A 26,361-nucleotide genomic window follows, 5' to 3' on the forward strand; every position below is an offset into this window, starting at 1 on the left:
ACGACCTCCAAGGTCACCATTGGCACGGTCTGGCACTTCGATTAAGACGCAACCCTTCCCATCCCGCCGTCGCGGGAGTGACGCGGTGAGTTGCCATGCCCCATTATGATGTCGTGATCCTTGGCGCGGGCGCTGCCGGCATGATGGCCGCCATCGAGGCCGGCAAGCGCGGCCGCTCCGTACTGCTGGTCGACCACGCCAAATATGCCGGCGAGAAGATCCGCATTTCCGGCGGCGGGCGCTGCAACTTCACCAATATCCACGCCACCATAGACAAAGGCCGCGACCGCTTCCTCAGCGACAATCCGCGCTTCGCCCTCTCGGCGCTCAGCCGCTACACGCCCGAAATGTTCATCGCCCTGGTCAAGGACCATGGCATCACCTTTCATGAAAAGACGCTGGGCCAATTGTTCTGCGATGGCCCTGCCACCCAGATCAACACCATGCTGCTGGGCGAAATGCGCAAGGCCGGCGTGACTCTGGTGCTGGAAACCACCGTAGAAAGCGTGAGCAAGGAAGAGACCGGCTTTGCCGTGCAGCTCTCCACCTCGTCCATCACCTGCGACAGCCTCGTCGTCGCCACCGGCGGCAAATCCATTCCCAAGATGGGCGCCACGGGTCTGGGCTATCAGCTCGCCAGCCAGTTCGGCCTGCGGCTGACCGAAACCCGCCCGGCTTTGGTGCCGCTGACCTTCGAGACCGGCGCACTGGAACGCCTCAAGGAACTCTCCGGCATCGCCGCCGACGCCATTGTCAGCCACAGCAAGACGGCGTTCGAGGAGGCGCTGCTCTTCACCCATCGTGGCCTCTCCGGCCCGGCCATCCTGCAGATATCTTCCTATTGGCGCGAGGGCGATGCCATTGCGGTAGACCTGCTGCCGCACCAGAATGCCGGCGAACTGCTGCGCGCCGCGCGCAAGGCGACGCCCAAAGTGCAGGTGCAGACCATGCTGGGCGGAATGCTGCCCAAAAAGCTCGCCCACCTGCTCGGCGAAGAGCTCGACCTGCCCGGCATGATCGGCGATTTCTCCGACAAGAAACTCGCCGTGGTCGAGGCCGTGCTCAAGGCCTGGACGCTCAAGCCCGTTGGCTCGGAGGGCTACCGCACCGCCGAAGTGACCTTGGGCGGCGTCGACACGCGCGATCTCGACGCCAAGACCATGGTGGCGCGCGAGGTGCCCGGCCTCTATTTCATCGGCGAAGTGGTCGATGTCACCGGCTGGCTCGGTGGCTACAATTTCCAGTGGGCCTGGGCCTCCGGCTGGGCGGCCGGGCAAGCGGCTTAGGATTTTGCCGCGATAGTCCCCATCCACCGGCCCGCACCTCCCCCTTGATGGGGGAGGCTGGGAGGGGGTGTTGAGAGCCCCGATATAGGGGCCAATCACCCCCACCCTTGATCCCTCCCCACAAGGGGGGAGGGTGTCGACTGAATATTCAGCGCGCCAAACCGCCTAAAACCGAAACCCCAGCCTCACCCCGACATTGGTATTCGCCCGCGCTACCCCACAGGTCCCAAAATCGGGCAGATGCTCGGCCGTGGCGATGATCGAGGCCCCCAGCGGCAGATTGACGCCCACGCTGCCGGCCACGCGCAGGCCCACCCCGCAGCCGAAATGGCGCGCCGGATCGTTTTGCGGCGCACTGAACATGGAGCTGCGCAACACCCCGCCTGCACTGGCTTCGACAAAGACCGGCAGCACCGGCGCCTGCACCGTCCAGCTCAGCCCGGCATAGCCATAGCTGTCCTGGCCGCGAAAGCTCATCGTGGCCCCCAGATGCGGTCGCAGCTCGCCGATCACTGTCCAGGCATTGAGGTCGGGAGCTGTGAACAGCAATTCCACATTGGCGTCACCGATCCGGTTGGCATCGAACAGATTGCCCGCATCGACGCCTCGCGCCGAAATTCCGGCGCGGATTTCGGGCAGGACATTGAACTGCGCCTGGGCGGGCATGGCCAGCAGCAGAGCGAGGAGGAAGCCGAGGGGGGCAATCAGGCCGCGCATGGGAAAGCTCCTTGCCGTCAATCCTCGATTGAGCGGCCGCAGCGCCGGATCGGCAAGATTTGAATCAAATTGCTATGAACGAGACCTTACCGGCGGCATTTCTCCATCTCGCTTTCATCGCAATTTGCCGATAGAAGGCGGACGATTGCATCAAAGGAATTTCTCATGGCCGCTCCCTTCGCCCTGTCGCTGCAGGATCTCGCCCCCATTGCCGAAGGCACCACGACGCCCCAGGCCTTGGCCGAAACCATCCTCCTTGCGCAGGAAGCCGACCGGCTGGGCTATACGCGGCTCTGGTATGCCGAGCATCACGGCATGCCCTCCATCGCCTCCTCCGTCCCTGAAATCCTGATCGGCAGCGCCGCCGCCCATACCAAAGACATCCGCATCGGCTCGGGCGGCGTCATGCTGCTCAACCACGCGCCGCTGCGCATCGCCGAAGCCTATCGCACGCTTGAGGCGCTGCATCCTGGCCGTATCGATCTGGGCATCGGCCGCGCCCCGGGTGGCGATGGCTATGCCATGCGCGCCTTGCGCAGTGGCGGCGGCGAGGAATTTTCCGCCTATCTGGCCGAGATGATGGCCTTCGATGAGGAGAGCTTTCCGCCCGAGCATCCGTTTTCGCGCGTGCCGGTGTCGCCGGGCGGCATTCGCCTACCGCCGATGTGGCTGCTCGGCTCGTCCGGCGCCAGCGCCCAGGCGGCCGGGCAATTGGGCATCGGCTATGCCTTTGCCGCCCATTTCAGCCATACCCCGCCGGCCCCCGCCTTCGAGGCCTATCGCTACGCCTTCCAGGCTACCGAAGCCTTCCCCAAGCCTCAGGCCATGCTCTGCGTCTCGGTCATCTGCGCCCCGACCGATGAGGAGGCGCTCTATCTCTCGCGCTCGCAGGCGGTGAGCTGGGCCCTGTTCACCACCGGCGAGCAGCGCAAGCTGATGAGCCCGGAAGACGCGCATGCGCGGGTGCTGACCACCCAGCAGCAAGGCGTCATCGATCATCAATCGAGTTTGTGGATCATCGGTTCGCCGAGCACAGTGCGCGACGCCATCGCCGCAAAGGCCGAGAGCTGCGGGGCAGACGAGGTGATGATCACTACCACCATTCACAGCTACGAACTGCGCCGCCGCTCCTATAGCCTGGTCGCCGAGGCGTTCGGCCTAGCACCGCGCACCTAGGCGTTTCGGTCATCGCTTTGGCGCGGCGACTAGATTTTCCGCGTTAACGTCTCGTTCTGCCCCCTGCGGCTAGCATGGTGCCGGTTGAAATTCTGGGCCCACCATGAGCGCCGCCGGCTTCGTGCTCGCCATCAATGTCTTTGTCGCCGCTTTGTTCGCGGCTGCCTTCGCAGTGGTGGCCTGGCGCACCCGTACCGTGATTGGCGCGCGCTGGCTGAGCCTCGCCTATGGCATGGGTATCATCAATGCCGTGCTCGAATTCGCACTGCCGGCCCAGGCCGATCCCCGCTGGATGAGCCTGGCGGTATTCACGGTGCCCCTGCTGGGCTTTGCCGCCTGTATTGCTGGACTGGCCCGACACTATGGGGTCGCGCCGCCGTGGCGGGCCATTGCCGGGCTGCTCGCGGTGTCGGTGCCGGCCAATATCGCCATCGAGAGCCAGTCCTCGAGTTCATTCGTCCATGCCGCGATCTATCAGGCGCCGTATTTCTTCGGCCATATGCTGGCTGCGGCGGTGCTGCTGCGCAGCCGCCGGCGGCTCGACGCCCTCGACATCACGCTTTTGGTGTTCCTGCTGTTCAGCAGCCTGCAATACGTTGCCAAGCCGCTCCTGGTGGCAGGATTGGGAGCCGTCAGCGCCCAGGATTATCTGCAAAGCGCCTATGGGGCCTATTCGCAGGTGCTGATCGCCTTCCTGCTAATCACCAATGGGGTGCTGATGCTGCTGGTCTTCGTGCGGGACGCCCTTGCCGAACTGACGCGGCGATCCCAAACCGACACGCTATCGGGCCTGCTCAACCGCGGCGGATTCGACGACCTGGCCGAAAAAATGCTGGCCAGCGCGCTGCGCGACGGTGTTCCGGCGACCATGGTCGTGGCCGACCTCGATCACTTCAAGGCCATTAATGACAATTACGGCCATGCGGCAGGCGACCGGGTCATTGCCGCCTTCGGCCAGGTGCTGAGCGCCATTGCCGAGCCGCGCACTATCGTTGGCCGGCTGGGCGGCGAAGAATTCGCTGCTTTTATTCCGGGCAGCAATCCGGCCACGGCGCGGCTCTATGCCGAGGGCGTGCGCAGCGGTTTTTCCGGCCTTTCCATAGCGCAATTGGGGCCCGACCGCCGGGTCAGCGCCAGTTTCGGGGTGGCGCAGCTCAGGGCGGGCGACGGCCTGTCCGATTTGCTGCGCCGCGCCGATGCGGCACTGTATGAAGCCAAAAAGAGCGGCCGCGACCGGGTGTGCATTGCCGAGCCGGATATCCCGGCCCCGCTCACCGCCCCGATGGCCGGCGAGCGCCGCCAGGGCTCACGCCAGCCACAGGCCTGAAATCAGGAGTTCGCCGCCCCGATACGGGCGGTAACCTCGATCTCGATCTTCATGCCCGCTTCGATCATCTGCACGATCAGCATGCTGGCGGCCGGGCGGATATCCTTGAATACCGGACCGACGGCGGCCACGACCGCATTCACGTCATTGCGGTCGCCCACATAATAGACCACGCGCACCGTATCCTGGATCGACGAGCCGGCTTCCTTGAGCGCCTTGTCGATGGTGGCCAGCGCATTGGCCGCCTGCTGGCCGACATCGGCGGGCATGGTCATGGTGGCATAATCATAGCCGGTGGTGCCGGACACATAGACGGTGTCCTCGTGCCGCACGGCGCGGGAATAGCCGAAGGTCGCTTCGAAGGGTGAACCGGTGGAGACGCGTTGGACCATGGCGATCAACTCAAGTGTTTGCGGAGGAAAAACCGGCTTGAGCCGGGCGGATAGTTGGCGATCTCGCCAAAGGTGCTGTAGCCGAGCTTTTCGTAGAAACCCGGCGCCTGGAAGGTGAAGGTATCGAGCCAGATGCCGACGCAGCCATGCTGGCGCGCCACCACCTCGGCCTGCTCCATCAACTGGCGTCCGATGCCCTGGCCACGCAGCCGCTCGGGCACGAACAGCAGTTCGACGAAAAGCCAGCCGAAGGTGATCCGTCCGGTGAGCCCGCCATCGGTCTCGCCGGATTCGGGATGCTTGAGCAGCAGCCCGATATTGGCGAATGGCCCGGTGAAATCCGGCGTCTGGCTGCGGTTGAAGGCGACGAGACCGTCCACCACCGCCTGACGGCTTTCCGGCCGCAACTCGGCTTCGTAGACGATCTCAGTCACGGCCTCAGAGCCAGGGGCGGTCGGCCGCCATCTTGTTTTCGAACGAGGTGATCGACGGATCGGACTTCAGCGTGCCGGCAATATCGTCCAGCCCTTCGAGCAAGATTTGCTTACGAGACGGGTCAATATCGAAATGCAGCGTGCCGCCATCCGGACCCTTTATGGTCTGGGCTTCCAGATCCACGGTCAGCGTCGCATTGGAACCGCGATCGGCATCGTCGAGCAGCAGCTTGAGCTGCTCGGGCGTGACCACCAGCGGCAGAATGCCGTTCTTGAAGCAGTTATTGTAGAAAATGTCGGCAAAGCTGGTGGAGATCACGCAGCGAATGCCGAAATCGAGCAGCGCCCATGGGGCGTGCTCACGGGACGATCCACAGCCGAAATTGTCGCCGGCCACGATGATACTCGCCTTGCGGTAGCCCGGCTTGTTGAGCACGAAATCCGGATTCTCGCTGCCGTCTTCGTTGTAGCGCATCTCCGAGAACAGCGCCGAACCCAGGCCCGTCCGCTTGATCGTCTTGAGATACTGCTTGGGGATGATCATGTCGGTGTCGATATTGATGATCGGCAGGGGCGCCGCGACACCGGTCAGACTAGTGAACTTGTCCATGAGGAAACCTCGCTTTGAGGCGGTTCATCGCGCGAAAGCAGGCTTTTGGTCAAGTCGGGAATGGGCAGAAGCGTTCGGCTGGATGGTGCCACACCCACAGCGCGGCACCTCCCCCCGACGGGGGAGGCTGGGAGGGGGTGCCGGTTGGCCCGGATATTCGGGCTAAACGTCCGCCACCCTTGATCCCTCCCCGCAAGGGGGAGGGTGTCGACTGCAAATTCGGCTGATCAGGCCGCCAGGCTCTCCCGGGCGCTCACGCCCAGCATCAGGTTCAAATTCTGCACCGCAGCGCCGGACGCGCCCTTGCCCAGATTGTCATAGACCGCCACCAGCACCGCCTGGGCCCGCGCGTCATTGGCAAAGACATGCAGGGTCATGGTGTTGGTGTCGTTATGCGCCTGCGGATCGAGCGCCGGGGTCCGGGCGGTCTCCTCATAGGGCGCCACCAGGACGAAGCTGTCCTTGATCGCCGCGAAGTGATCGGCAATGGCAGCATGCAGCTCGCGGCCCGTTGGCACGCGGGCCAGCTGGCCCAGCTGCAACGGCACAAACGTGGTCATGCCCTGGGCAAAGTCGCCGACGGTCGGCACGAAGAGCGGTGCACTGGCGAGCCCGGTATATTTGGTCATCTCGGGCACATGCTTGTGGTTGAAGGTCAGCCCGTACGGCATGAAATGGCTGGCCGCGTCCCCTTCGGCCTCATATTCGGCAATCATCTGCTTGCCGCCGCCGGTATAGCCGGAAATGCCATTATAGCTGATGGCGAAATCGGCCGGCAGCAGGCCCGCCTGGATCAGCGGCCGCACATTGGCAATCAGCCCCTGCGGCCAGCAGCCCGGATTGCCCACGAAGCGCGCATTGGCGATTTTCTCGCTCTGGCCCCTGTCCATTTCGGCAAAGCCATAGGCCCAGTCGGGATCGACCCGAAACGCCGTCGAGGCGTCGATCACCCGCGTCGTGCCATTCTCGATCAGCGACACGCTTTCCCTGGCCGCATCGTCGGGCAGGCAGAGGATCGCCACATCGGCCGCATTGAGCAGGCGCTTGCGCTCGCCCAGGTCCTTGCGCTTGTCGGCGGCAATGGAGAGCACCTCGAGGTCGCGCCGGCCAGCCAGGCGCTCGCGGATCTGCAGACCCGTGGTTCCGGCTTCCCCGTCGATGAAAATCTTGGCGACCATTGGCGTATTCTCCAGATGCGGCAGCGTAAATGGACCTCTGACGTGACGGGGTCAAGACCGCGGTGGTCAAAGCACCGTTTCAATACCTTCGAGCATGGCGCGCCAGCCCTTTTCGGTCTGCGGGACATAGTCGGCCCATTGCGCATCCATCGTGTGGTAGAGCGTGGCGATGGCGCCCGGTCCATCGAGTTCGGGCTCGATGATGATGGTAACCTCGGACGGATCGTCTTCCTCGCTCTCATCGACGATCCAGGTAAAGGCGATCTTGGTCGGTCGATGGAGATGGAGAAATATGCCCCAGTGGCGGGCCTCGCCGTCCTCGCGCTTGTCGGCGAAGAGGAAGGCACCACCAACTGTGGGATCGAGTTCGCTTGCGGTCACGTCGCCACCCATGCCGCCATGGCGCAGCCAAGCCGCCTGCCAATGCGCGACCTGGTCCGGATCAAGGAACGTGTCGTAGACGCGCTCGGGACTGGCCTTGAAACGATGGGTGACCTTGGCTTCGATTCTGTCGGGCATCGGACGCTCCTGCCGTTTGGAGTGAAACGGCGTGGAACGCTTGCCGTTCCGTGCTGCCGATGGCATTGGTTTGACCAACTGGACAAAAAATCGAGAGAAGGCCGATGACCCCCCATAACCACGCCAAGCAAGGCGACTATGCTGAAGCCGTGCTGCTGCCGGGCGACCCGCTGCGCGCCAAGTGGATCGCCGAGACCTTTCTCGAGGACGCGCGGCTGGTCAATTCGGTGCGCAATTGCCTGGGCTATACCGGCACCTATAAGGGCAAGCCGGTTTCGGTGCAGGCCACCGGCATGGGTCAGCCGTCGCTATCGATCTACGTGCATGAGCTGATCAACGTCTATGGCCTCAAGACCCTGATCCGGGTCGGCACCTGTGGCGGGCTCAATGCCAAGGTCAAGGTCCGCGACCTGATCCTGGCACAGGCGGCCTCCACCGACAGCGCCATCGTGCGGGATCGCTTCGGCGCTTATAATTTCGCGCCGATGGCTGATTTCGGCCTGCTGCGTTCCGCCGCCGAAAAGGCCGAGGCCAAGGGCATGCGCTACCATGCCGGCAATATGCTGAGCAGCGACATCTTCTACCATGCCGACGGCATGGCCGGTTACGACAAGCTGCCCGAGCACGGGGTCATTGGCGTCGAGATGGAAGCGGCAGCGCTCTATACGCTGGCGGCGCGCTTTGGCGTCAAGGCGCTGACCATCTGCACCATGACCGATTGCCTGATCACCAAGGAGGAGATCGACGCCAATGAGCGCCAGACCTCGCTCAAGGAAATGGTGACCGTGGCGCTCGAGGTTGCGATCGAGGCCTGAGCGCCCTATCTCGGAGGGTGCCGCACCCGTGCTCCGAGTATCAAGCCATGACCGTTCTCGACAAACTCTCCGGCGCCATGGATCGCCGTGACGAGGCGCCCAATGTCGCGCTGGCCGGAGACATTGCGGCCCGCCATGACCTGGCCGCGGTCGCCGAACTGGCCGGGGCCGTCCGCTCCGGCCCGACGCGGCAGGCCAATGATGCCATCAAGGTGCTCTACGAAATCGGCGCCCGCAATCCGGAGCTGATCGCGGCACAGTGCCCGGTCTTCCTCGAGGCGCTGCACAGCGCCAACAACAGGCAGGTCTGGGGCGCCATGACCGCGCTCGACACCGTGGCGGAGCGCCGCGCCGATGCGCTGGTGGCCGAACTGCCCGCCATCATCGCCGCAGCCGACAAGGGCTCGGTGATCGCCAAGGACCACTGCAACTCGATCCTGGTCAAGCTCGCCCGCGCCGGCTATGGCGCCAAGGCTGTGCCGATCCTGGTGGAGCGGCTCAAGACCGCGGCGCCCAACCAGTTCCCCACCTATGCCGAAGAGATCGCGCCGGTACTGACGCCCGAAGCCAGGCCCGGCTTTCTGGCAGTGCTGAAGGACCGGCTGGCCAAGATCGGCCAGGAAAGCAAGCGCAAGCGGGTGGAAAAGCTGATGGCGAAGTTGAACGGGTAGCCATGCCGCCGCACGATAACGCGCCTCCAACCTGGCAAGTTGGCAACCAGCTGATTACGAATGTTATTTGGTTTTTCTGTGGAGATCGCCACCCGCTGGAAGAATGTTTGCCTGTTCCACTTTGCAGAAATCCTGAAAACTAGTTAGTTCATTGATAATGACGACAGGTCATTTCTTGGGGGCTAACAAATGAGGTACTTGTCTACCGTTGCGGTGCTGGCCTTGCTGGCAGGGTGCGCAAGTCCTATCAATATACCCGAACAACCGGGTCACATGACCCTCGTGCCCACCACCACCCCGAAGCTCGGTCATCTGTACTTCTCGGGGACAAAGGGCCAACGACCAGCATTCCGGACCAGTGACGGAGCGATTTGGTACGAGCTTTGCTATGACGACTTCCGGGAGACTGCCGCCCTCAAGGACCTGTCTGCCTACATTGCCGAAGACTCGGTGACGATGGCCAAGGGCACCGGCACGCTGGGTGTAGATGCAGGCGTGGGGCTGCCATTCGCGGGAATTACCGGAACGGCAAACCTGGGCGCCAAGCAGACCTACACGGTCGACGACCTGAGGCTACTCTCCATCACCGATGCGGGCATAGAGCTGGTCAACAGTTCGATCGGCGACAAGTGTCGCGCGGCCATTGCGGGCCTCGAGAGTGCCGGTACGCAAATCGTCCTACTCACATCGGCGCAGCGCGCCGATAAGGTGTCGGACGTCACCAATTTCCGGGGTGGCGTCGGAACCGCCGGAGGTAGCGCCACGCTTGGAAGCGGCACCACGGGTGTATCCGTCGCTGTCAGCGGCCCGGGCACGGCCTTGGGTGGTTCCTTCGGCAGCGACTACCAATACAGCCTGGTCTATTTCACTGGTCTGCTCGGTCCAAGATCGTAAGATCTGGCAACTGGAGCGGAGAGGGCGGCCAGGGGCCGCCCCTCACGCGACCGTCATTAACCCTCACCCACTCCGCCCACATCTTGCCGCCATCGCTGTGTTAACGTCCCCTTAACATCGGGGCCCTCGCACATGCAGCTCAAGCCGAACGCCTACCGCCTCAACGAAACCGTCAAGGGCGTCGAGACGATGACCCGCTTTGCCTTGGCCGTGCTGGCTTTGGCCTCGGGGGTCTATACTTATCTCGGGGTGCGCGGCCTGCTCGACGGCTCGGCCAGCTTCGTCTTCTTTGCCGCCATCGTCTATTCGGCCGCCGTGTCGGTGGCCATCTATGCCTTCTGGAGCTTCATGCTCCGCTTCGTGCCGCTGGTCACCTCCGGCGTGCAACGGCTGGCTTTGTTCCTCACCATGGCCATCGGCTGCGCCATGATCATCGCCATGTCGAGCTGGCTCAATGCCGCCGCTTTGGCCGGCTCGGCCTCGCTGGAACAGCATATGGCGGTGACGCTGCAAGGCTATGCCGAGGATCTCGACAATGCCCATGCCAATGCCCTGGCCAGCCAGAGCCTGCTGCCCGATGTGCAGCGGGCGGCCGAGCGCTTTGCCGGCCTCGCCGCCGACGAGCGCGAAAGCGGTGCGCTGACCGGCACGACCGGCTCAGGCAGCGTCGTGCAATTGCTGACCCAGATGGGTACGCAGATGACCCAGCTGGCCGCCACCATTACCGGCTCGCGCGACGAGGTGGCCCTGTTGTTCGAACAGGGCTCAGTCAGGCTGGCCACCATGCGCGAACTGGTCTCCACCCCCGGCGCCATCGAGCCGCGCTCCGACAGTTTCCAGGCCGAAGCGGTGCAGCTTTCCGCGGTCATCGCCGCCCTGCAGCAGACCGACGTTGCCTCCTCGGTCAAGCGCGCCTCGGCCGATCTCAGCGCCGGTTTCATCGCCCCGGTCGCCGATGGCGGCACCACCGATCTCGCCAACCGGCAGGATCAGGTGATGGAAACCGTGCGGACCTCGGTGGCCGCCCAATCGGCGGCCCTGACCCAGGCGGCCGACGAAATCCTCGCCAATCCGGCGGTGGAGCAGCGCCGTTTCGTGCCGCTCTCCAGCGCCGAAGCGGTGATCCGCTATTGGCAGGACTTCATTCCAAGCTGGGCCGGCGCTATTTCCATCGACCTGCTGCCGGTGGTGCTGGTGCTCGTGCTGATGATCGTCAACGACGCCATGCGCAAGGATTCCGAATCCCTGGCCGAGGCTGAGAACATCACCGCCGCCGAAATGCTGCGCGCTATGGCCCTGTTCCGCCGGATGGAGGCTGCCGGCATTGACGTGGCCACCGGCCATCCGCGACAGGCGCCGCTGCCGGCCGAACCCGAACAGGTCGACACCCCCGCCGTCGCCGGGCCTGCGCCCGATGACAGCACGGTGACCCCCATCGACGCCGCGCAACGCAAGCGCACCGATAGCCCGCGCCCGGCATGAAGACCGCCGCCAACGCCCGCACCGAGCATGGCTCCTTCTATCGCCGGTTTCTCCGCCGAGCCGCCGCCGTCGATGACGGCAATATCCTGCGCGTCGCCTTCCTTGCCTTGCTGATCGGCACCGCCTCGGTGCTCTATGTCGATTTCCGCGAATTGACCGCCAGCCAGGGCGCGGCTTTGGCCATGCCGATGCAGCCCATCCTGCCGCCCTATGATCCCGAGGGACCGGCCGAGGGCGCTCGCCCAAATGTGACCACCAGCCCTGAAGTGCTTGAGCGGCCGCTGGAAATCGCGCTGGGCACGGGTGGACAACTCCACCTTACCGGCACCATCGAGATCGGTTCAGCCGAACGTTTCGCCGCAGAGATTGCAGCGCGGGGAGAATACGTACACACTGTGGTTCTCGAGTCCCCTGGAGGGTCGGTCGTGGATGCGCTCGCCATTGGCAGTCTGATCCATGAAAAGGGCCTTGCCACCAAGGTCGCTGCCGGCTCGCTCTGTGCCTCGTCCTGCCCCATCATCTTTGCCTCGGGCGCGACCCGCATCGCCAGCCCGGACGCGGCCATCGGCGTGCACCAGGTTTACGCTGCCGGGCTCTCCGGCGATCCGCAAAGCGCCTTGCGCGTTGCTGGCGCTGCCATGAGCGACGCCCAGACCACGACTGCCGAGATCATCGGCCACCTCACCAAGACCGGCGTCGACCCGGCATTGTGGCTGCATGCGCTCAAGACACCGCCAGACCGGCTGTATTACTTCAACCCAGAGGAGATGACGCGTCTCAAGCTTGTCACGCAACTAGCAGACAATTGATACCCGGGAGGGGAACCGGCGGAGGACCGGACCGTTTCCTGAGGTTAGGATCCATAATTGGCGGGGAGGCCAATAATGACTCAGATTCACATGCTTACACGACACCGCGACATCCAGAACTGGGTCACCGATCGGCACGGCATTCCGGCAATAGCCCGAATACGCAACCGTTTCGGCGAAGAGCACGCCCAGCTCAAATTGAGCTTTCAGAGACGCATCAAGGCCGGTGAAGGCATGGCCAGCCAGGATGACGGCATGAGCCCCTGCTCCTGGACCGCCTGGCTTGCCGAACTCGACCGCCAGCAACTGGCGCTAAAGGTCGACCTGGCAGCCAACGATTTCGCTCTGGTGGAACGCCGCGAGGCAAATTGATCCGCGCGGCTTCGGCCTGAAACCACGAATCTGGCACCCCCACTCTCGTGGCCCACGGACATGATCCGTGGGCCACGTCTCGCGCCTGGCGCGCGACGAACCCGACAAGTCTGCGGCAGCACCGGTCGGCGGGATGCAGGCATGCAGCGACCTGACCGCAATCCGGCATTGCGAAAATTACCGCTTCGGGATCAATAGTCGCCAATACCGACGATTCCCGAGATCTCATGAGCCGGCCCCAGATCGCTCTTGTTGTGCATGCCCTGATTTTGATCGGGGCGCTGGCCTTCATTGTCCCCGCTTTGACCCGGGCCCTTGGCAGCCCCACCGGTTATCTGCTGTCGCTGCTCACCTATTGGCTCGGCTTCTGCCTGCCCGTTATCGCCCTGCATGTACGGGGCAGGCGCGGGCCGCACCTGTTCTCGGAGCGGCTGGCCTGGCAGGACTGGTTCGTGCCGGGCCTGCTGCTGCTGCAACTGGGCGTCGTCGGTATGGTGGCGGTAACGCCCCATACCAGCATGCTCACCACAAACGGGGCCATGCTCGCGGCTTTGATCGGCGTCATCAACGGCCCGCTGGAGGAAACTGCCTGGCGTGGCGGCTTCATGACCCGCTTTGCCGACCGGCCCCGCCTGGGCTTCTGGCTCGGCTGGGTCCTGTTCACCCTCTGGCATGCGCCACTGGCGCTGAGCCACGGCATTGTCTTCGAGGGAGGCTGGATGGCCCTGGTGGGCGGGGCGGCCGCCCTGGGCCTGCTGTGGAACTGGATCGCCTGGCGCACCGGCTCGGTGTTCTGGACCTCCATCGCCCACACCCTCACCAATGTAATGGCCTTCTGGGTGCTGTTCGACGGCAATGGCTTTGTGTAAGGCCGGCGGCAGCGCTGCGGTCGCCGCCGGCGCGTAACTATTCCGACTGTTCCTTATCGCGATAGACGAACTGCTTACGCATTGTGTCGAGCAGCATGGAAGGCGGCTGGCTGGCCTTGTGCACTGCATAGAGGTCCAGTGGCTCCAGCCCGATATCGTAAAGCAGCCTTGGGTCGAGCCGGGACAGCGCGATATGGGTCTGGGCGGCACGGCGGTGCTGGCGTAGGCGCACCAGCAGTCGCCTGAAGCCCTGCATGGTGAAGAAGCGCGGGCGGGCGTGAAGACGCACGCCGCTATCGATAACGGTCATTGAAATTCTCCCGAAATGCAAAGGGCCATGCCCGCGGCATGGCCCGGCTGTGTGTGGGGTGATGGATCAGGCGGCGGCCTGCGGCAGGCAGTGCTGGCAGATCGCGCCGATATGACGATGATCGGTGCCGCAGCAGCCGCCGATCACCCGTATATTGGGCAGCAGCGGCAGGATGCGGCTGTAGCGCTGTGCCAGGTCCTGCCAGTTGCCGATATCGAGCGTCTCGCTCTCATCGAGCTCGGCATGGCTCTTCATCGAGGCATTGACGCGCAGCCCCCCGATCCGGTTCACCCAGCTTCCGGCATGGCGAATGGTGCTGGCGAAGTGAATCGGGTGCACGCAATTGATCATGTAGTAAGCGGGTGATCCGCCGGTTGCCGCATCGACTTCGCCAATCGCGTCGCCCAGCGGCTTGCCACCGGGCAGGTGGCCATCGGTTTCCAGTGTGAACGACAGCACAGAGGGCAGCCCCGCCGCCTCGGCCAGTTTCGCAATGCCGATGGCCTCGGGCGTATTGGTGAGCGTATAGGCCGTCACCAGGTCCGCATCAGCTTCGGCAAAGGCTGCCACCTGCGCCCCGTGATAGCGCATGGCCTCCTCGACGCTCATCGCGCCGTCATATTGCCAGGCATCGCGCCGCGGCCCGATGGCGCCGCTGACCACCGTGCGCACCCCCGCCACTTCGAAGGCCCCGGCCACCTCGCGGCAGAAGCGAACGGCCCCGATATTGACCGCGCGCAGGCGCTCCGCATCATAGCCCACCAGCGCGCCCCAATCGGGATTGGCCCGCCAGGTATTGGTGTCGAACAGGAAGCCCTGCCCCGCATTGCGGGCAATTTGGATATAGGGGCGGTAATATTCCCGCATCGCCCGCCGGCCCTGCTCGCTGTCATTGAGCTGGAACACGCTGAAATGCGGCAGGTCGTGACCTTCATTGAAGATCATATGCGTCTCGATACCGCCATCGGTGACAAACATCTGTCCGGAAAGCTGTGGCAGCGTCTTGCTCTGCTTGGCCATCGGGGGCCTCCATTGCTACTTGATTTACCCGTCGAGGCAGCGCTACATCTTGGCCGCCGGTGGCCAGAGTGATGCCCCGGATCGGCAGCGCGCATCTAGCAGACTTGCGGTCCAGTCTGTTGCAGCCTGCCTTTTCCTTGCTAGATCAATAGTTTGCAGTACCAGGCGTGCCGACGACCGCGTTTTCGCCGGCATCGAGACAGTCAAAACTGTACTGGCGGTACAGTCGGAATAGGGGCAAGCCATGTTCAGGAAGGCGACCAAGGGGCAGGAAACCCGCGAACGGCTCTTGGCCATTGCCGAGACCTCCGTGCTCGCCAAGGGCTTTGCCGCCACTTCGATCGAGGAGGTGATCGCCGAGGCCGGCATCACCAAGTCCGGCTTTTTCTACCACTTTGCTGACAAGAACGCCCTCGCCCACGAAATGCTGCAGCGCTACGTGGTGGCCAATGACGAGATCTTCGGGGAACATTTCGGCCGCGCCGCCGAGCTTGCAGATGACCCGCTGCAGAGCTTTCTCATCGGGCTCAAGCTATTGGCCGAAACCATGGCCGACCTGCCCAATGGTCACCCCGGATGCCTGATCGCCAGCGTCTGCTATCAGGAGCGCCTGTTCGATTCCACCGTGCGCCAGCTCACCATGGACTCGGTCCACAAGTGGAACGCCTTTTTCCGCGAGCGCATCGACGCCATCGCGGCCGCCCATCCGCCGGCCGAGCCTGTCGATCTCGAACAATTGGCGAGCATGATGAGCTGCATCGTCGATGGCGCCATCATCATGAGCAAGGCGCTGGGCGACCCGTCCATCCTGCCCAAGCAGATCCTGCTGTTCCGCAGCTATATCAGGCTGCTGTTTCAGCCTTGAGGGCGTAACCCCGCCCGGCCCATTGGCACAGCCACTGGACGATTCCGCCACAGCCGTCCTTGCGCTGCCCCCCCAAAACCCGCTATGTGCCCCGCCAAGGTGTACCCACCAGTACGGCGAGGAGCTTTCCCATCATGGCCACCCATTCCCTATTCCTGTTGCCCGGCGACGGCATCGGCACCGAGATCATGGTCGAGGTGGAAAAGCTGATCGCCTGGACCAATGCCGAGCAGCTCACCGATTTCTCGACTGATACGGGTCTGGCCGGCGGCGCCGCCTATGACGCTCATCAGGTGGCCATCACCGACGAGGACACCGAAAAGGCCAAGGCCGCCGATGCGGTGATCTTCGGCGCCGTGGGCGGCCCCAAATGGGACAATGTGCCCTATGAGCACCGCCCCGAGGCGGCCCTCCTGCGCCTGCGCAAGGAAATGGCGGTTTTCGCCAATCTGCGCCCTGCCATCTGCTACCCGGCTTTGGCCGATGCGTCCTCGCTCAAGCGCGAGCTGGTCGAAGGCCTCGATATCCTGATCGTGCGCGAGCTGACTGGCGGCGTCTATTTCGGCGAGCCCAAGACCATCACCGATCTCGGCAACGGCCAGAAGCGCGCCGTCGACACCCAGGTTTACGAAACCTATGAAATCGACCGCATTGCCCGCGTCGCCTTTGATCTGGCCCGCACCCGCAATAACAAGGTGCATTCGGCCGACAAGAAGAATGTCATGAAGTCCGGCGTCCTCTGGGACGAAGTGGTCAAGGGCGTCGCCAAGGACTATGCCGACGTCGAACTCCACCACATCCTGGCCGATAACGCCGCCATGCAGCTGGTGCGCAATCCCAAGCAGTTCGACGTCATGGTCACCGATAACCTCTTCGGTGACATCCTCTCCGACGTCGCCGCCATGCTCACCGGCTCGCTCGGCATGCTGCCCTCGGCCTCGCTCGGCGCGCCCGATCCGGTCACCGGCAAGCGCAAGGCCTTCTACGAGCCCGTGCACGGCTCGGCCCCCGACATTGCCGGCAAGGGCATCGCCAACCCCATCGCCATGATCGCCTCGGTGGCCATGGCCCTGCGCTACAGCTTCGGCATGGTCGAGCTGGCGACAAAAATCGAAAACGCCATCTCCGCCGTGCTCAGCGATGGCCTGCGCACCGGCGACATCGCCCAGGACAACCGCAAGACGGTTGGAACGGAAGAAATGGGCGCAGCGATTCTGGGTAAGCTCAAAGCCTAAGCTCCGAATTCGCAGTCGACACCCTCCCCCGTCGAGGGGGAGGTGCCGCGCGGTGGGTGCTGGTGAATCGAGAACAACAAAAAGCCCCGGCGCTCGCGCACCGGGGCTTTTGCAATTCATGCGACCAGCAGCTTACTCAGCAGCAGGCGCTTCGTCGGCAGCAGCTTCTTCGACCGGAGCGGCCTTGGGAGCGTTCTTGGCCTCTTCGATGGCGGCAGCCTTGGCGGCCTTCTCGTCAGCGCGCGCCACGGCCTTTTCGCCCGGCTTGGCCTTGTTGGGGTTGCTGCGGGCTTCGCGGTTGGCAACGCCAGCCGTGTCGAGGAAGCGCAGCACGCGGTCGGTCGGCTGGGCGCCAACCGAAAGCCAATGCTTGGCGCGTTCGGTGTTCAGCACCACGCGGCCTTCATTGTCCTTGGCCAGCAGCGGGTTGAACGTGCCGAGCTTTTCGATGAAGCGGCCGTCGCGGGGCGAACGGGCATCGGCAACGACGATATGGTAGAATGGGCGCTTCTTGGTGCCACCACGGGCGAGACGGAGCTTGAGGGCCATTTTGGTATCCTTGAGTTTAGGTTGAAACGACTATTTCTTCTTGCCCAGGCCGGGAAGGCCGGGGAAACGGGGAGCACCACCCAGACCGGGGAGACCCGTTCCGGCGGATTTGAACAGGGCGCCGACATCACTCGGCAGCTTTTCAGCGAGTTGAGGCGTCGGTGCAGAGGGCAGGCCCTTGAGAGAAGCGGGGTCGATGCCGGCCTGGCGGGCCATGGCCTCGAGCTGGGCCGGGTCCATCTTGCTCATGTCGGGCATGCCGCCCATCATCGAGCCCATCTTGCCGCCGAACATGCCGCCCAGCGCGCCCATGCCGCCCTTGGAAACCTTCTTCATCATATCCGCCATCTGGCGGTGCTGCTTGGCGAGCTTGTTGATCTCGCTCACTTCCACGCCCGCGCCGGCGGCAATGCGCTTGCGGCGGCTGGCATTGAGCAGGTCGGGATTGGTGCGCTCTTTCTTGGTCATCGAATTGATGATGGCGATCTGGCGATCGAACACCTTCTCGTCGACATTGGAATTGGCCATGGCCTTCTTGAGCTGGCCTACGCCGGGCATCATGCTCATGAGCCCGCCCATGCCGCCCATCTTCTTCATCTGCTGCAACTGATTGCGCAGGTCGTCGAGGTCGAACGAGCCCTTCTTGAGCTTCCGCGCCATCTTCTGGGCGTCTTCGGCCGAGACATGCTCGGCGGCCTTTTCGACCAGCGAAACAATGTCGCCCATGCCGAGGATCCGGTCGGCGATGCGGCTGGGGTGGAAATCCTCCAGCGCATCCATCTTTTCGCCGACGCCGATCAGCTTGATCGGCTTGCCGGTCGCCGCGCGCATCGACAAAGCCGCGCCGCCGCGGCCATCGCCATCGACGCGCGTCATCACGATGCCGGTCACATCGAGACGGCTGTCAAAGCTCCGCGCGACATTGATCGCGTCCTGGCCGGTCAGCGCATCGACGACCAAGAGGATTTCGTGCGGGTTGGCAATTGCCTTGATCTCGGCCGTTTCGGCCATCAGCTCTTCGTCGATATGGGTGCGGCCGGCCGTATCGAGGATCAATACGTCATAGCCGCCCAGGCGCGCCTCGCGCTCGGCGCGGCGGGCGATCTGCACCGGGGTCTCGCTGGTGACGATGGCCAGCGTATCGACGCCCACCTGCTCGCCCAGCACGCGCAGCTGCTCCATGGCAGCTGGTCGGCGGGTATCGAGCGAGGCCAGCAGCACCTTCTTCTTGTTCCGCTCGGTCAGCCGCTTGGCGATCTTGGCGGTCGTCGTGGTCTTGCCCGAGCCCTGCAGGCCCACCATCAGCAGCGTCACCGGCGCCTTGGCATTGAGGTCGATCGGCACGGCATCCGAGCCGAGCACGGCAACCAGTTCGTCATTGACGATCTTGACGACCTGCTGGCCCGGCGTCACCGAGCGGGTGACTTCGGCGCCTACGGCGCGTTCGCGCACCTGCTCGACAAACGCCCGGACCACTTCAAGGGAAACGTCGGCCTCGATCAGCGCGCGGCGGATTTCGCGCATGGCTGCATCGACGTCGGCGGCATTGAGCGCGCCACGGCCACGAAGTCCTTCGAAGATTCTGCCAAGCCGGTCGGAAAGGCTATCGAACATGAACTGGTCCTTTATTCTCTTCGGATGATCCGCAGAGAGATAGGATCCATCAGTCCAAACGCCAAACCCACCCGCGGGCGCAACGCGCTGGCGGATGGTGGCCTCCGGGATCGGTTTATACCCTTAAACGGGGTCCCGGTCGGCTGGTCAGGAGCAAAGCCTGATGAATGGGCGGGGTGTAGGGGAAAGGGGCGCAGGAGTCAAGGAAGGGGGCTATGTGCCACGACCACGTGGTTCGACAAGCTCGCCATGAGATCTCACGGCGCCTAGAGACCGCGTCCCGCCACCTTCATCACAAAACTCCGCAGGCCCTTGGGCATACCCAGCATGGCATTCTTGAACATCGGCCGCAGCGTCTTGTCCCAGAGCTTGATCACCAGCATGCCCCGTGGCGTCACCGGCAGGGCATGGTCGGTGACCCTCACCACCCCGGTCGCCCAGGTGAGCTTGTAGGGCATGACCGGCACCATCAGGTCGGCGCCGTCGAGCCCGCGCTCGGCGCAGGCACGGGTGACTTCGTCCAGGTGCAGCTTGCCCGGGCTTTCCTCGCTGTTGGAAAAGTCCCGGCTGGCAATGAAGGCATAGTAGCGCTGCTTGTGGATGAACCCCCACTGCTCGGCGATCGGCTCGTCCCGATGGCGCAGCGACATGGCCAGCAGCTGCAGGTCGCCGCGGCCGGGCAGGCTGGCGCAGAAATCGGCAAAGGCATGGTCGCGGAAGGCGCGCGAGGACAGGCCCTGCTCCTTGAGCCGGCCGGCGCGGCCGCTAAGCGTCCGCTCGATCACGCCCAGCGTTTCGTCCGGCGTCGTGGCAACGTGGTGCGTCACCGCGCCTTCGCGTTCCAGCCGGTTGCGGGCATTGCGCAGATTCTTGCGCGTCTTGGTCTTGATGGTCTGGAAATAGGCGGCGTGATCGGCAAAGGCGTTGAGCGCCACATAGGGCGCGCCCTGCTCGTCGCCGGTAATGATGTGACTGTCCGGCATGCCCTTGGCCAGCATGCTGTCACTGCGCACCTTGAGAAAGCTCACCGCATCGCAGGGCGCGTCGGCAATGGCAGCCCGCAGCAGGCGCGCCATTGCATCGCGCGGCTCGATCCCGGCGGCGATCATCACATCGGAATACTGGCTGAAGGCATGACCCATCGGCGCCAGCACAGTGCGCGAACGGGTGCGGATGCGTTCGAGCGGCAGTACGGCCACCAGCCGCTGCCCCTCGCTGAGCGTAACCACGACCGGATCGAAGTCCGTATTGCCCCGCGCGGCTTCGAAATCAAACACCGCCCTTGCCCAGCCGCTGCCCTGGAACAGCAGCGCACCATCTGCCTGGGACTCCAGAGCCTCCCATCGATGCGCCGCGGCATCGAACGCCTCGCGCGTCCGCACCACCTCGGCACGCAACGCGTAGGCCTGTGCCTCGACACGATTGGCGGCGCCTGCGCGCCGCCGCTCACCAGTTCCGGAAAATGCGCTGAGCGAACTCATTTGCTGAAGGAATATCCCTCGATGTCGCGCACGCCTTCTGGGGCCGAAGGATCGACCTGGAAGTCGACCTTGTAGACCTTTTTCTTCTGCGGATTGAGCGGGGTGAATTTCACCAGGCCCGCCAGCGCCAGCTTGGAATAATAGGAGAGGCCCGTCACCTGCTGGCTCAGCTTCTGCATGCCGGTCCTGGCGCGCAATATGCCATTGGCATAGTTGACGGCGTAATGCTTGCGCAGCTCGTCGGTCCAGTGCTCGGTGGTGAAGGAGACGTTGAGCATGCCCTCATTGACCACGCGATGCGGCCCGTTGAGCGGCCAGTGCAGCATCTTGCCCGCCTCCAGCATATGCACCTCGGCATAGCCGTCATACCAGGGCTCATAGGGCATGTCGGTTTCACGCAGCTGCCCCAGGATCAGCTTTTCCAGCGCAGGCTGGCTGATGAAGGGCGCCTTGGCCGGATAGACATAGACCTTCTTGGTGCCGCGCACCTGCCACAGGCTCTGCCCCGGCACGTCGGAATGATATTTCACCGAGACATTGGGCGATGAAATCAGGATCGTCAGGTTCCGCTTGTAGCTCGAAAAGCCCGGAACGCGCTCCTCGAACTCGGCATAGAGGCTGTCGAGCAGTTCGCCATAGGCCGGATCGGTCTTGGCCGGGGCCGTGAGGTTGACCCAGATATTGCCCTTCTTGACGACGTCGATCACCTGCTGGCCGGTGAGACCCTTGATCTCGCCCTCGCGCCGCTTGGGTGGATTGCCCGGCGTCTTCTGCGAATAGTTGACGTGGTAGGCCTCGCGCGGCGTATTGTCGATCAGCCGCGCCAGCGCCGCGTCGGTGAACAGCGGCGAATTGGCCAGGCTATGGCTCAGCGCCAGCGAATGACCGCCGAAAAGCGACGGATAATGCGGCTGCCAGTCGGTGATGATCTGGTCGGTCTGCATGGTCATATTCATGGGCCGGGCTCCTGATGGGCTGGGCAAGAGGGGGCCACCCTCAACATCTGGGAGAAACCTAGCCGACAATGTGGGGTTTGGCGTGGCCAGAATGGTCGGCTGGTTAAGGCGCCATGAAGTGTGAAACCCTTACGATATATGAACAATTGCAGCTTTTGGCCATCGGGTTGCCTGCTGTGCGAAGCCGGGGCGGCGGCGATGCACTGGCAATTTTCCCTCGCATCCGCCATATAGGGTCATTCCATCACCCTCGGGCGAGGCAGACCAATTGAGCGGCGTGCCGTTTCTCAAGATGAACGGGCTGGGCAACCAGATCATCGTGGCCGACATGCGCGGCCGCGAGGGCCGTGTCACGCCCCAAGCCGCCATTGCCATCAATGCCACCCCCGGCACCAAGTTCGACCAGATCATGGCTATCCATGATCCGAAGGTCGCCGGCACCGTCGCCTATATCGACATCATCAATTCCGACGGTTCGCGCGCCCAGGCCTGTGGCAATGGCATGCGCTGCGTCACCCAGTTTCTGGCCTCTGACGGCGTTCATCAGTCGTTCACCTACGAGACCGTGGCGGGGATTTTGTTTGGCGAAGTCATGGCGGACGGGTTGATCACCGTCGACATGGGCACGCCAAAGTTCGCCTGGTACGACATTCCCCTGGCCGAGGAATTCGCCGATACCCGCAAGATCGAACTGCAGATCGGACCGATCGACGCCCCCGTCCTGCACTCGCCATCGGTGGCTTCCATGGGCAATCCGCAGGCCACGTTCTGGGTCAATCAGGACGTCTGGAGCTACGCGCTCGACCGTTTCGGACCCATGCTGGAAAACCACCCGATCTTCCCCGAACGGGCAAATATCTCGATTGCTCAGGTGCTTGCGCCCGATCGCATCATCCTGCGCACCTGGGAACGCGGCGCCGGCCTCACCGAGGCCTGCGGCACCGCCGCCTGCGCCGCCGTGGTCAATGGCGCCCGCACCCGCCGCACTGCCCGCAAGGCCACCGTCACCCTGCCGGGTGGCGATCTGCTGATCGAATGGCGCGACGATGATCATGTCGTCCTCACCGGCCCGGCCGAGCTGGAATGGACCGGCACGCTCGATCCCGCCTCCGGCCACTGGACCCGCAACGAGGTCGCGGCCTGATGGCCGTCGAAACCCTGACATTTGGCTGCCGGCTCAACGCCTATGAAGCCGAGGTGATGAAGGCCGAAGCCCAGAAGGCGGGGCTCGAAAACGCAGTGATCATAAACACTTGCGCCGTCACCGCCGAAGCCGTCAAGCAGGCCAAGCAAGCCGTACGCAAGGCGCGGCGCGACAATCCCGAAGCCCGCATCATCGTCACCGGCTGCGCGGCGCAAACCGAGGGCCGGACCTTTGGCGATATGCCCGAGGTCGATCTCGTCATCGGCAATGCCGACAAGATGAAGGCCGCCAGCTACACCCCGATGGTGTTCGGCCTGCCCCTCAACGACAAGGTACAGGTCAACGACATCATGAGCGTGCGGGAAACCGCGGGCCATCTGATCGAGGGCATGGACGGCCGCACCCGTGCCTTCGTGCAGGTGCAGAATGGCTGCGACCACCGCTGCACCTTCTGCATCATCCCTTTCGGCCGCGGCCCCTCGCGCTCGGTACCGATGGGCATGGTGGTCGATCAGGTCAAAAAGCTCGTCGCCAACGGTTACCGCGAAGTGGTGCTGACCGGCGTCGACATCACCTCCTATGGCCCCGACCTGCCAGGCACGCCAACCCTGGGCAAGCTCACCCAGTCAATCCTGCGCCATGTGCCCGACCTGCCGCGGCTGCGCATTTCCTCGATCGATTCCATCGAGGCCGATGACGCGCTCTACGACGCCGTCGCCGGCGACCGCCGGCTGATGCCGCATCTGCATCTGTCGCTGCAATCGGGCGACGACATGATTTTGAAGCGCATGAAGCGCCGCCACAGCCGCGACGACGCGCTGGCCATCGTCGCCAAGCTGCGGTCGCTGCGCCCCGACATGGTCTTCGGCGCCGACATCATCACCGGCTTCCCCACCGAAGACGACGCCATGTTCGAAAACACCCTGCGCATCGTCACCGAAGCCGACCTGACCTACTTGCACGTCTTCCCCTATTCGCCCCGCGAAGGCACGCCCGCCGCGCGCATGCCGCAGGTCGACCCGCAAATCGCCAGAAAACGTGCAGCAAGCTTGCGGCAAGCCGGCAGCATGCAGCTGGCAAAACTCAGTGCTGCCCGCGTCGGCCGCGTTGAAAATGTGCTGATCGAACGTAATGGTCTGGGCCGTACCGAACAGTTCCTCCCCATCGCCGTAGCCGGCACGCAACCGGGTGAATTGCTGGCCGTTCGGGTCACGGGCGTCGCCGCCGACGGCCTTGTGGGCGAAGCCCTGCGCGAAGCCGCCTGACCTTTTGAAAGACCAGTAATGACCGACAAGAAGCCGGGATTCTTCAAGCGCCTGTTCGGCGGCGAGACGCCGGTGCAGCCCCCTGCGCCGCCCGAAACGCTGCCTGCAGAAGCGCCGGTTCCCGACCCTGTTGCACCGACACCCGTGCCGCCACCGGACCTGGTGCCGGAGCCCGAGCCGGTCCCCCTGCCCGGCCCGCCCGAGACGACTCCGGACTATATCGAGGACATCGAGGAACAGGCCGCCGCGCCGACCCAACCCCTTGCAGATCCTACGATTTTCGTGCCGCTCGACCCGTCCACCGTCGTGGAAGTTCCAGCCGACCAGCCGCGCCAGGGCTGGTTCACCCGGCTGGCCTCGGGCCTCAAGCGCTCGTCCGACCAGCTCACCGGATCGATCACCTCGGTCTTCACCAAGCGCAAGCTCGATGCCGCGACGCTCGACGAACTCGAAGACGTGCTGATCCAGGCCGATCTCGGCATCGAGACGGCCATGGCCATCACCGAGACGCTGCGCCGCGACCGCTTCGACCGCGACGTGACCGGCGAGGACGTGCGCGCCGTGCTGGCGGCCGAAGTCGAAAAGGTGCTTGGCCCTGTGGCCCGGCCGCTGGTTATCGACCCGGCGCAGAAGCCCTTCATCATCCTGATGATCGGGGTCAACGGCTCGGGCAAGACCACGACCATTGGCAAGCTGGCGCAAAAGCTCGGCGCCGAAGGCAAGTCGGTGATGCTGGCGGCCGGCGACACCTTCCGCGCCGCCGCGATCGAGCAGCTGCAGATCTGGGGCCAGCGTACCAATGCCCCCGTGATTTCCCGCCCCGCCGGCGCCGATGCCTCCGGCCTGGCCTTCGACGCCGTGACTCAGGCCAAGGCCGAGGGTCGCGATATATTGATCATCGACACTGCCGGGCGCCTGCAGAATCGCGACGAGCTGATGAACGAGCTCGAGAAGATCATCCGCGTCATCAAGAAGGTCGACCCCAGCGCACCGCACGCGACGCTGCTGACGCTCGACGCTACCACCGGGCAGAATGCACTCAAGCAGGTCGAGATCTTCGGCCAGCGCGCCGGGGTCACGGGCCTCGTGATGACCAAGCTCGACGGCACGGCGCGCGGCGGCATTCTGGTCGCCATCGCCCGCAAATTCGGCCTGCCGGTGCATTTCATCGGCGTCGGCGAAAGCGTGGGCGATCTCGAACCCTTTACCGCCGCCGACTTCGCCCGGGCTATCGCGGGCGGCGAGTAGCCGCAATCTTACCATGCTTGCGGTCTATCCCGTCCTTGCAAGCTGGGGCGCTTGCCCTCACATTGCCCCTGTTGCCACCAGAGATTTGCCATGACCGAGAATGCCGAGCAGGAGATCAACTGGGACGAGCTTCGCCCCCAGCTCACCAAGATGGCGCTTGAACTGGGTCCGCTGGTCGTCTTCTTCATCGCCAATGCGCGCGCCGATATCTTCGTCGCCACCGCCTGGTTTATGGGCGCCATGCTGATCTCGCTGGTGCTGACCTGGCTGATCCTCAAGAAGATCGCCGTGATGCCGCTGGTCACCGGTGTCGTGGTGCTGGTGTTTGGCGGGCTGACGCTATGGCTGCAGGATGACACCTTCATCAAGATCAAGCCGACCATCACCAATTCGCTGTTTGCTTCGATCCTGCTGGGTGGGCTTTTGTTCGGGCATTCGCTGCTGAAATACGTCTTTGGCGACGTCTACAAGCTCCGCCCCGAGGGCTGGAGCAAGCTGACGCTCAACTGGGGCCTGTTCTTCGTCTTGCTGGCCGTGATCAACGAGATCCTGTGGCGCAACTTTCCGACCGATATCTGGGTGGCCTTCAAAGTCTGGGGCGTGATGCCGCTGACCGTGATCTTCTCGATCAGCCAGGTGAGCCTGCTCAACAAATATGCGCCGGCGGCCGAGCCCAAGCACGTGCCGCCGATCATTGTAGAGAGCTGATCCGCAGCCAGCCTTCTGCCGCGGATCAGCTAGATCGCGTCAGGCAGCCGGTACTGCGCCGCCACCGAAGAGCCCAATGACCACGCCGTCGATCAACAGGACGGCCAGCAGATAACCGCCGTCGATGACAGTGCGCGACCACGGTGCGCCCTCATAGCGATGGTTGATGATCATCGATGTGATGACGAAACCCAGCCACATATGGGCGCCGACAATCAGCCCGTTGGTGACGCTGATGCTCCCGAGCAGAGCCGGCGTCAGCAGCGCGATGAAATAGGCCATGACGAGGAGCAGTACGGCCGACCAGATGAACGGCGTATAGTCGCTGTTCATTGTCTCCTTGGTCTTGCCGATGGCGGCAAGCCATTGCTTGGACAGGACCATGTACCAGGCGGCACCGAAAGCGAAGCTGGCG

The 26,361-nt window shown here is 63.8% G+C and carries 29 protein-coding genes; 16 read left to right on the top strand and 13 right to left on the bottom strand.

The window, feature by feature from the left end; translation table 11 throughout:
* The first annotated feature begins 95 nt into the window (after nt 1-95).
* On the top strand, nt 96-1,286 hold the full coding sequence (locus V6M52_RS02220; RefSeq protein WP_332698983.1) for an NAD(P)/FAD-dependent oxidoreductase: 1,191 nt from the start codon (nt 96-98) through the stop codon (nt 1,284-1,286).
* Nucleotides 1,287-1,451: 165 nt separating this feature from the next.
* Here V6M52_RS02220 and V6M52_RS02225 read toward each other — a convergent pair whose 3' ends face one another.
* Nucleotides 1,452-2,003, bottom strand: a complete 552-nt coding sequence (locus tag V6M52_RS02225) for an acyloxyacyl hydrolase (RefSeq protein WP_332693223.1) — start codon at nt 2,001-2,003, stop codon at nt 1,452-1,454.
* A gap of 165 nt (nt 2,004-2,168) precedes the next feature.
* Between V6M52_RS02225 and V6M52_RS02230 the strand changes: the two genes are divergently transcribed.
* Nucleotides 2,169-3,179 carry an LLM class flavin-dependent oxidoreductase gene (locus V6M52_RS02230; RefSeq protein ID WP_332693226.1) on the top strand — a complete coding sequence of 337 codons (1,011 nt, stop codon included), beginning with the start codon at nt 2,169-2,171 and terminating at the stop codon, nt 3,177-3,179.
* Between the two features lie 103 nt (nt 3,180-3,282).
* The gene (locus V6M52_RS02235) at nt 3,283-4,506 is read left to right on the top strand and encodes a GGDEF domain-containing protein (RefSeq protein WP_332698985.1); all 1,224 of its coding nucleotides are present in this window, start codon (nt 3,283-3,285) and stop codon (nt 4,504-4,506) included.
* A gap of 2 nt (nt 4,507-4,508) precedes the next feature.
* Here V6M52_RS02235 and V6M52_RS02240 read toward each other — a convergent pair whose 3' ends face one another.
* From V6M52_RS02240 to V6M52_RS02260, 5 genes are all read right to left on the bottom strand, one after another.
* Nucleotides 4,509-4,898 carry a RidA family protein gene (locus V6M52_RS02240; protein ID WP_332687479.1) on the bottom strand — a complete coding sequence of 130 codons (390 nt, stop codon included), beginning with the start codon at nt 4,896-4,898 and terminating at the stop codon, nt 4,509-4,511.
* A gap of 5 nt (nt 4,899-4,903) precedes the next feature.
* The gene (locus V6M52_RS02245) at nt 4,904-5,332 is read right to left on the bottom strand and encodes a GNAT family N-acetyltransferase (RefSeq protein WP_332698988.1); all 429 of its coding nucleotides are present in this window, start codon (nt 5,330-5,332) and stop codon (nt 4,904-4,906) included.
* Nucleotides 5,333-5,336: 4 nt separating this feature from the next.
* The gene (leuD, locus tag V6M52_RS02250; RefSeq protein ID WP_332687481.1) at nt 5,337-5,942 is read right to left on the bottom strand and encodes a 3-isopropylmalate dehydratase small subunit; all 606 of its coding nucleotides are present in this window, start codon (nt 5,940-5,942) and stop codon (nt 5,337-5,339) included.
* A 227-nt stretch (nt 5,943-6,169) separates the two neighbouring features.
* Nucleotides 6,170-7,120 (bottom strand): N-acetyl-gamma-glutamyl-phosphate reductase, encoded by a 951-nt coding sequence (argC, locus tag V6M52_RS02255; RefSeq protein ID WP_332687482.1) that lies wholly within the window; start codon nt 7,118-7,120, stop codon nt 6,170-6,172.
* A gap of 66 nt (nt 7,121-7,186) precedes the next feature.
* Nucleotides 7,187-7,639: an SRPBCC family protein gene (locus tag V6M52_RS02260; RefSeq protein WP_332698991.1), complete on the bottom strand. Its 453-nt coding sequence runs from the start codon at nt 7,637-7,639 to the stop codon at nt 7,187-7,189.
* Between the two features lie 104 nt (nt 7,640-7,743).
* Between V6M52_RS02260 and deoD the strand changes: the two genes are divergently transcribed.
* From deoD to V6M52_RS02295, 7 genes are all read left to right on the top strand, one after another.
* Nucleotides 7,744-8,454 (top strand): purine-nucleoside phosphorylase, encoded by a 711-nt coding sequence (deoD, locus tag V6M52_RS02265; protein WP_332698994.1) that lies wholly within the window; start codon nt 7,744-7,746, stop codon nt 8,452-8,454.
* 47 nt (nt 8,455-8,501) lie between these two features.
* Nucleotides 8,502-9,125, top strand: a complete 624-nt coding sequence (locus tag V6M52_RS02270; RefSeq protein WP_332687485.1) for a hypothetical protein — start codon at nt 8,502-8,504, stop codon at nt 9,123-9,125.
* A 273-nt stretch (nt 9,126-9,398) separates the two neighbouring features.
* Nucleotides 9,399-10,019 carry a hypothetical protein gene (locus V6M52_RS02275; protein ID WP_332687486.1) on the top strand — a complete coding sequence of 207 codons (621 nt, stop codon included), beginning with the start codon at nt 9,399-9,401 and terminating at the stop codon, nt 10,017-10,019.
* A gap of 132 nt (nt 10,020-10,151) precedes the next feature.
* Nucleotides 10,152-11,501 carry a hypothetical protein gene (locus V6M52_RS02280; RefSeq protein WP_332698997.1) on the top strand — a complete coding sequence of 450 codons (1,350 nt, stop codon included), beginning with the start codon at nt 10,152-10,154 and terminating at the stop codon, nt 11,499-11,501.
* Nucleotides 11,498-12,310, top strand: coding sequence for a hypothetical protein (locus V6M52_RS02285; protein ID WP_332699000.1), 813 nt, complete (start codon nt 11,498-11,500; stop codon nt 12,308-12,310). The genes V6M52_RS02280 and V6M52_RS02285 overlap by 4 nt, the downstream gene beginning before the upstream one ends.
* Nucleotides 12,311-12,385: 75 nt before the next feature.
* Entirely contained in the window at nt 12,386-12,682 is a 297-nt protein-coding gene (locus V6M52_RS02290; protein WP_332687916.1) for a hypothetical protein, read from the top strand.
* 227 nt (nt 12,683-12,909) lie between these two features.
* Nucleotides 12,910-13,551, top strand: coding sequence for a CPBP family intramembrane glutamic endopeptidase (locus V6M52_RS02295; protein ID WP_332699003.1), 642 nt, complete (start codon nt 12,910-12,912; stop codon nt 13,549-13,551).
* Nucleotides 13,552-13,588: 37 nt separating this feature from the next.
* On the opposite strand, the gene V6M52_RS02300 is transcribed toward V6M52_RS02295, so the two are convergent.
* Both V6M52_RS02300 and V6M52_RS02305 read right to left on the bottom strand, forming a co-directional pair.
* Nucleotides 13,589-13,861: a DUF1127 domain-containing protein gene (locus V6M52_RS02300; RefSeq protein WP_332699006.1), complete on the bottom strand. Its 273-nt coding sequence runs from the start codon at nt 13,859-13,861 to the stop codon at nt 13,589-13,591.
* A 66-nt stretch (nt 13,862-13,927) separates the two neighbouring features.
* Nucleotides 13,928-14,881: a homocysteine S-methyltransferase family protein gene (locus V6M52_RS02305; protein WP_332699010.1), complete on the bottom strand. Its 954-nt coding sequence runs from the start codon at nt 14,879-14,881 to the stop codon at nt 13,928-13,930.
* 244 nt (nt 14,882-15,125) lie between these two features.
* Between V6M52_RS02305 and V6M52_RS02310 the strand changes: the two genes are divergently transcribed.
* Nucleotides 15,126-15,746, top strand: a complete 621-nt coding sequence (locus V6M52_RS02310) for a TetR/AcrR family transcriptional regulator (protein ID WP_332687920.1) — start codon at nt 15,126-15,128, stop codon at nt 15,744-15,746.
* A 134-nt stretch (nt 15,747-15,880) separates the two neighbouring features.
* Nucleotides 15,881-16,981 carry a 3-isopropylmalate dehydrogenase gene (gene leuB / locus V6M52_RS02315; protein ID WP_332699013.1) on the top strand — a complete coding sequence of 367 codons (1,101 nt, stop codon included), beginning with the start codon at nt 15,881-15,883 and terminating at the stop codon, nt 16,979-16,981.
* A 132-nt stretch (nt 16,982-17,113) separates the two neighbouring features.
* Here the strand turns inward: leuB and rpsP are convergent, their stop codons facing one another.
* The 4 genes from rpsP to V6M52_RS02335 form a co-directional block, all read right to left on the bottom strand.
* Nucleotides 17,114-17,530, bottom strand: a complete 417-nt coding sequence (rpsP, locus tag V6M52_RS02320; protein WP_332687922.1) for a 30S ribosomal protein S16 — start codon at nt 17,528-17,530, stop codon at nt 17,114-17,116.
* A 30-nt stretch (nt 17,531-17,560) separates the two neighbouring features.
* Nucleotides 17,561-19,144 carry a signal recognition particle protein gene (gene ffh, locus V6M52_RS02325; protein WP_332699016.1) on the bottom strand — a complete coding sequence of 528 codons (1,584 nt, stop codon included), beginning with the start codon at nt 19,142-19,144 and terminating at the stop codon, nt 17,561-17,563.
* Between the two features lie 266 nt (nt 19,145-19,410).
* Nucleotides 19,411-20,625, bottom strand: a complete 1,215-nt coding sequence (locus tag V6M52_RS02330) for a GNAT family N-acetyltransferase (protein ID WP_332699019.1) — start codon at nt 20,623-20,625, stop codon at nt 19,411-19,413.
* Nucleotides 20,622-21,581, bottom strand: coding sequence for a hypothetical protein (locus V6M52_RS02335; protein WP_332699022.1), 960 nt, complete (start codon nt 21,579-21,581; stop codon nt 20,622-20,624). Before V6M52_RS02335 ends, V6M52_RS02330 begins: the two co-directional genes overlap by 4 nt.
* Nucleotides 21,582-21,873: 292 nt before the next feature.
* Between V6M52_RS02335 and dapF the strand changes: the two genes are divergently transcribed.
* The 4 genes from dapF (at nt 21,874) to V6M52_RS02355 (ending at nt 25,946) form a co-directional block, all read left to right on the top strand.
* Nucleotides 21,874-22,725, top strand: coding sequence for a diaminopimelate epimerase (gene dapF, locus V6M52_RS02340; protein WP_332699034.1), 852 nt, complete (start codon nt 21,874-21,876; stop codon nt 22,723-22,725).
* Nucleotides 22,725-23,990: a tRNA (N(6)-L-threonylcarbamoyladenosine(37)-C(2))-methylthiotransferase MtaB gene (mtaB, locus tag V6M52_RS02345; protein WP_332699025.1), complete on the top strand. Its 1,266-nt coding sequence runs from the start codon at nt 22,725-22,727 to the stop codon at nt 23,988-23,990. Before dapF ends, mtaB begins: the two co-directional genes overlap by 1 nt.
* A gap of 18 nt (nt 23,991-24,008) precedes the next feature.
* Nucleotides 24,009-25,238: a signal recognition particle-docking protein FtsY gene (gene ftsY / locus V6M52_RS02350; protein ID WP_332699028.1), complete on the top strand. Its 1,230-nt coding sequence runs from the start codon at nt 24,009-24,011 to the stop codon at nt 25,236-25,238.
* A gap of 90 nt (nt 25,239-25,328) precedes the next feature.
* Nucleotides 25,329-25,946, top strand: coding sequence for a septation protein A (locus V6M52_RS02355; protein WP_332687928.1), 618 nt, complete (start codon nt 25,329-25,331; stop codon nt 25,944-25,946).
* A gap of 39 nt (nt 25,947-25,985) precedes the next feature.
* On the opposite strand, the gene V6M52_RS02360 is transcribed toward V6M52_RS02355, so the two are convergent.
* Nucleotides 25,986-26,361, bottom strand: a 376-nt coding sequence (locus V6M52_RS02360) for a DUF1761 domain-containing protein (RefSeq protein WP_332699031.1), incomplete at its 5' end; no start/stop codon positions are given.

Source organism: Devosia sp., assembly GCF_036676215.1.
GTDB lineage: Bacteria > Pseudomonadota > Alphaproteobacteria > Rhizobiales > Devosiaceae > Devosia.

Coding starts and splice junctions, on each gene's coding strand:
- V6M52_RS02220 (WP_332698983.1), top strand. CDS start 96: ATGCCCCATTATGATGTCGTGATCCTTGGCGCGGGCGCTGCCGGCATG.
- V6M52_RS02225 (WP_332693223.1), bottom strand. CDS start 2,003: ATGCGCGGCCTGATTGCCCCCCTCGGCTTCCTCCTCGCTCTGCTGCTG.
- V6M52_RS02230 (WP_332693226.1), top strand. CDS start 2,169: ATGGCCGCTCCCTTCGCCCTGTCGCTGCAGGATCTCGCCCCCATTGCC.
- V6M52_RS02235 (WP_332698985.1), top strand. CDS start 3,283: ATGAGCGCCGCCGGCTTCGTGCTCGCCATCAATGTCTTTGTCGCCGCT.
- V6M52_RS02240 (WP_332687479.1), bottom strand. CDS start 4,898: ATGGTCCAACGCGTCTCCACCGGTTCACCCTTCGAAGCGACCTTCGGC.
- leuD (WP_332687481.1), bottom strand. CDS start 5,942: ATGGACAAGTTCACTAGTCTGACCGGTGTCGCGGCGCCCCTGCCGATC.
- argC (WP_332687482.1), bottom strand. CDS start 7,120: ATGGTCGCCAAGATTTTCATCGACGGGGAAGCCGGAACCACGGGTCTG.
- V6M52_RS02260 (WP_332698991.1), bottom strand. CDS start 7,639: ATGCCCGACAGAATCGAAGCCAAGGTCACCCATCGTTTCAAGGCCAGT.
- deoD (WP_332698994.1), top strand. CDS start 7,744: ATGACCCCCCATAACCACGCCAAGCAAGGCGACTATGCTGAAGCCGTG.
- V6M52_RS02270 (WP_332687485.1), top strand. CDS start 8,502: ATGACCGTTCTCGACAAACTCTCCGGCGCCATGGATCGCCGTGACGAG.
- V6M52_RS02275 (WP_332687486.1), top strand. CDS start 9,399: ATGACCCTCGTGCCCACCACCACCCCGAAGCTCGGTCATCTGTACTTC.
- V6M52_RS02280 (WP_332698997.1), top strand. CDS start 10,152: ATGCAGCTCAAGCCGAACGCCTACCGCCTCAACGAAACCGTCAAGGGC.
- V6M52_RS02285 (WP_332699000.1), top strand. CDS start 11,498: ATGAAGACCGCCGCCAACGCCCGCACCGAGCATGGCTCCTTCTATCGC.
- V6M52_RS02290 (WP_332687916.1), top strand. CDS start 12,386: ATGACTCAGATTCACATGCTTACACGACACCGCGACATCCAGAACTGG.
- V6M52_RS02295 (WP_332699003.1), top strand. CDS start 12,910: ATGAGCCGGCCCCAGATCGCTCTTGTTGTGCATGCCCTGATTTTGATC.
- V6M52_RS02300 (WP_332699006.1), bottom strand. CDS start 13,861: ATGACCGTTATCGATAGCGGCGTGCGTCTTCACGCCCGCCCGCGCTTC.
- V6M52_RS02305 (WP_332699010.1), bottom strand. CDS start 14,881: ATGGCCAAGCAGAGCAAGACGCTGCCACAGCTTTCCGGACAGATGTTT.
- V6M52_RS02310 (WP_332687920.1), top strand. CDS start 15,126: ATGTTCAGGAAGGCGACCAAGGGGCAGGAAACCCGCGAACGGCTCTTG.
- leuB (WP_332699013.1), top strand. CDS start 15,881: ATGGCCACCCATTCCCTATTCCTGTTGCCCGGCGACGGCATCGGCACC.
- rpsP (WP_332687922.1), bottom strand. CDS start 17,530: ATGGCCCTCAAGCTCCGTCTCGCCCGTGGTGGCACCAAGAAGCGCCCA.
- ffh (WP_332699016.1), bottom strand. CDS start 19,144: ATGTTCGATAGCCTTTCCGACCGGCTTGGCAGAATCTTCGAAGGACTT.
- V6M52_RS02330 (WP_332699019.1), bottom strand. CDS start 20,625: ATGAGTTCGCTCAGCGCATTTTCCGGAACTGGTGAGCGGCGGCGCGCA.
- V6M52_RS02335 (WP_332699022.1), bottom strand. CDS start 21,581: ATGAATATGACCATGCAGACCGACCAGATCATCACCGACTGGCAGCCG.
- dapF (WP_332699034.1), top strand. CDS start 21,874: ATGAACGGGCTGGGCAACCAGATCATCGTGGCCGACATGCGCGGCCGC.
- mtaB (WP_332699025.1), top strand. CDS start 22,725: ATGGCCGTCGAAACCCTGACATTTGGCTGCCGGCTCAACGCCTATGAA.
- ftsY (WP_332699028.1), top strand. CDS start 24,009: ATGACCGACAAGAAGCCGGGATTCTTCAAGCGCCTGTTCGGCGGCGAG.
- V6M52_RS02355 (WP_332687928.1), top strand. CDS start 25,329: ATGACCGAGAATGCCGAGCAGGAGATCAACTGGGACGAGCTTCGCCCC.